The sequence below is a fragment of the Vibrio makurazakiensis genome, from assembly GCF_050337375.1.
GTDB lineage: Bacteria > Pseudomonadota > Gammaproteobacteria > Enterobacterales > Vibrionaceae > Vibrio > Vibrio makurazakiensis.
Genome location: NZ_JAKJSW010000330.1, coordinates 1 through 3,161 on the forward strand (window position 1 = coordinate 1; position 3,161 = coordinate 3,161).

The window sequence follows — 3,161 nt, forward strand, 5'->3', positions numbered from 1 at the left end:
TTACGGTGATTACCCACACGTGATTCCAGTGATTGGTTTCGATATGGGCATTAATGGCGACTTTGACCAGGTTCAATACTACGGCCGCGGCCCTGAAGAGAACTACCAAGACAGCAAGCATGCCAACATGATTGATGTGTACCAATCAACGGTTGCAGACATGTTCGAGAACTATCCGTTCCCGCAAAACAACGGCAACCGCCAGCATGTTCGTTGGGCTGCGCTTTCAAGCCGCGCGGGTAATGGTATTGCGGTAAAACCACAGCAAGAAATCAACTTCAGCGCATGGTTCTACACCAATCAAAACCTGCACCAAGCACAACATACCATTGAGCTAGAGAAGAGCGGTTACATCACGCTGAATCTAGACCACCAAGTGATGGGCTTAGGCTCAAACTCTTGGGGAAGCGAAGTGTTGGATTCTTACCGCGTGTACATGGATGAGTTCCGCTACGGACTAACTCTGATTCCATTCCAAGCAGGCGATTGCGACGCACAACACCTAATCAATCACAACTTTGGTGACGAGTTCTTCACGGCGAATACGCCAGCAACTCAACCACAACAGAACGAGGCATAAACGATGATCGTTTTAGACAACCTAGAGCAATTTAAAGTCGTTTACCGCGACGGTCGTAAATGGCAACGCTGTGTAGAAGCGATTGAAAACATCGGCAACATCAAAGATGGCGTGATGTATTCGATTGGTGACTCACTGGCTTACATGATTGAAGACGGTGTGGCTCGTAACACAGACAACTTCACCGGAAACCGACGTTATTTCGATGTTCATTACTACTTGGAAGGTCGTGAAACCGTTGAGTTTGCAGCTAAGTCTCAACTTGAACAGACCCAAGCTTACAGCGATGAAACCGACCGTGAACACCTACTGGGTAACGGCGAGACTCGCGAGTTGATTGAAGGTCAAGTCGCGATCTTTGATAACAGCAAAGCTTACCGCTTTCACGGTGATAACCGAGTTCGCAAAGTAGTGCTGAAAGTGACTATCGAAGACGGTTACTTCCTAAACAAATAACAATTAGCAGCATGTTAGAGCCTTGCCGTTCAAGGCTCTTCCATCTCTAAAACAACTAAGCTTCAGCTTTCCCCCTACAGGTAGCCGAAAGCAATAACTACTATAATTACGTGATTCATCGGAGGACATTATGTCTGAATCTATGCGCGGTAAGTTAGGCAAGTTTGCCCTACTCTCCATGACATTTGCGGCGGTATTTAACGTTCGTAACATCGTAAACAACAACATCGAATTGGGATTAAGTTCAGCACCCATCTTTTTGCTAGCCACTCTTGTCTACTTCATTCCGTTCGTATTCATTATTGCTGAATTCGTATCTGCAAATAAAAACTCTGAATCAGGTATGTACGACTGGCTTAAAAAACCACTCGGTACTAAAGCCGCTTACCTAGGTTCATTCCTATACTGGTTTGTTAACCTATTTTGGTTCGTATCATTACTACCTAACGTTATTTCATACGCGTCATACGCAATGTTAGGTTATGAATACGCTTTCTCTCCTGTGGTTACCTCTGCAATTTCAATTGCTTTGTTTGCAGCTGCAACGCACATTTCTACTAAAGGCGCGAGCTGGTTAGGTAAGATTGCAGAGATCGTGGCATACGGCGTATTCGCACTGTTCGCTATCTATGTTATAGGTGCAATGATGGCACTGGGTGGCAACCATGAACCAGTAGAGCCAATCACGCTTGAAGCAATGACACCAACAATTAACTGGGCAACACTAGGTATCATGTGCTGGATCTTCCAGGCAGCAGGTGGTGCAGAAACAGCAGCAGCTTACTTAAATGATGTTAAAGGCGGTCATAAGTCTTTCATCAAAGTAATCATCAGTGCAGGTATCGCGATTGGTATCATGTACGCAGTAGGTTCTTTACTAGTAAACGTATTCGTACCACGTGACGAACTGACTTATGCCGGCGGTATGGTTGAAATCTTCACAGGTATGGCGAACTACTTCGACATTTCGCAATCTCTAACGGGTCGCTTCGTTGGTATTATCTTATTCGTTGCTATGTTCGGTTCTATGATGATGTGGACAGCTGCACCAGTTAAAATCCACTTCTCAGAAATCCCACAAGGTGTTTACGGCGAGAAAACAACAGAGCTTAATGAACACGGTGTTCCAGTTCGCGCAGCTTGGTGGCAATTCGCTTTCGTATTCCTAATGCTTGTTGTAAACGGTTTCGGTTCTGAATCTGTACAAGACAKGATGAACACTGCAATCAACCTAACAGCTGGTACAGCAATGTTACCGCCTATCTTCATCATGGTTGCTTACTTCGTATTCCGCCTAAAACATGACGATACGCCACGTGACTTCCGCATGGGTACTCGTATGCAAGGTATGGGTGTGGTATCTGTTCTTATCGGTATCTTTGTTATCAGTATGACAGCATCAGCATTCCCAACAGGTGTTGACCTAATGCAAGCCTTCTTCGTCAACGTATTTATGACGGCTGTATTCTCTGCAATTGCTTGGTGGTGGATCTCTCGCTTTGAAAAGAAGCAAGCAGGCAAAGAAGCTAAATTAGAAACAGCTAAGCAATCGTAACCATAGTTACCATGTGAATTAAACACAGCTGAAATTACATAATTTAAAAGCGCCTTCGTGGCGCTTTTTTTATTGAAGCCAGAAAATTAAAGACGAGATAAAGTTAATAAAAACGCCGTTCCGTCAAGAGCAAACCTCTCATAAAAGTCATTAAGTCTCTAACTAATAACGCATAAAAATCACAAGTAAAACATTAACTAAATTTACCTACCCAACCTCACACATTTGACTAAATTGAGTTAACTTATCGATGCTTAATCTTTAATCTTCTTGTTGAAGAGACAAGCTGCTATGCACAATAAAAACGACAAAAAGCCCCTACAAACCTTAAAAATAGTCGRGTGCAAAACAAGAGCCTCTTTCATGGAAATCTTAGCCAATACGTAGCTTATCAAGTAATAAATTTACTGAACAAACTCACGAAACACTAAGAATCAGTTCATAACTCAATATAAAAATAATAATGGAACTMCCCCTGACTTCATTGGATGGGTGTTTGCCAAACCAACATAACAATAAAACACGGGTTAAAGATTCCCCCTTTAACACCTTGTACCAACTATAATTAAC

At 43.0% G+C, this 3,161-nt stretch carries 3 protein-coding genes; all 3 read left to right on the forward strand.

What is annotated here, in order from left to right; translation table 11 throughout:
• The coding region (locus L4C33_RS20930; RefSeq protein ID WP_489686455.1) for a beta-galactosidase small subunit-related protein at positions 1–580 on the forward strand (580 nt) is incomplete at its 5' end.
• Between the two features lie 3 nt (positions 581–583).
• On the forward strand, positions 584–1,036 hold the full coding sequence (locus L4C33_RS20935; RefSeq protein ID WP_146492050.1) for a beta-galactosidase subunit beta: 453 nt from the start codon (positions 584–586) through the stop codon (positions 1,034–1,036).
• A gap of 130 nt (positions 1,037–1,166) precedes the next feature.
• A complete protein-coding gene (locus L4C33_RS20940) occupies positions 1,167–2,591 on the forward strand; it encodes an amino acid permease (protein ID WP_428814324.1) in 1,425 nt (474 codons plus the stop codon).
• Positions 2,592–3,161 lie beyond the last annotated feature (570 nt).

Coding starts and splice junctions, on each gene's coding strand:
- L4C33_RS20935 (WP_146492050.1), top strand. CDS start 584: ATGATCGTTTTAGACAACCTAGAGCAATTTAAAGTCGTTTACCGCGAC.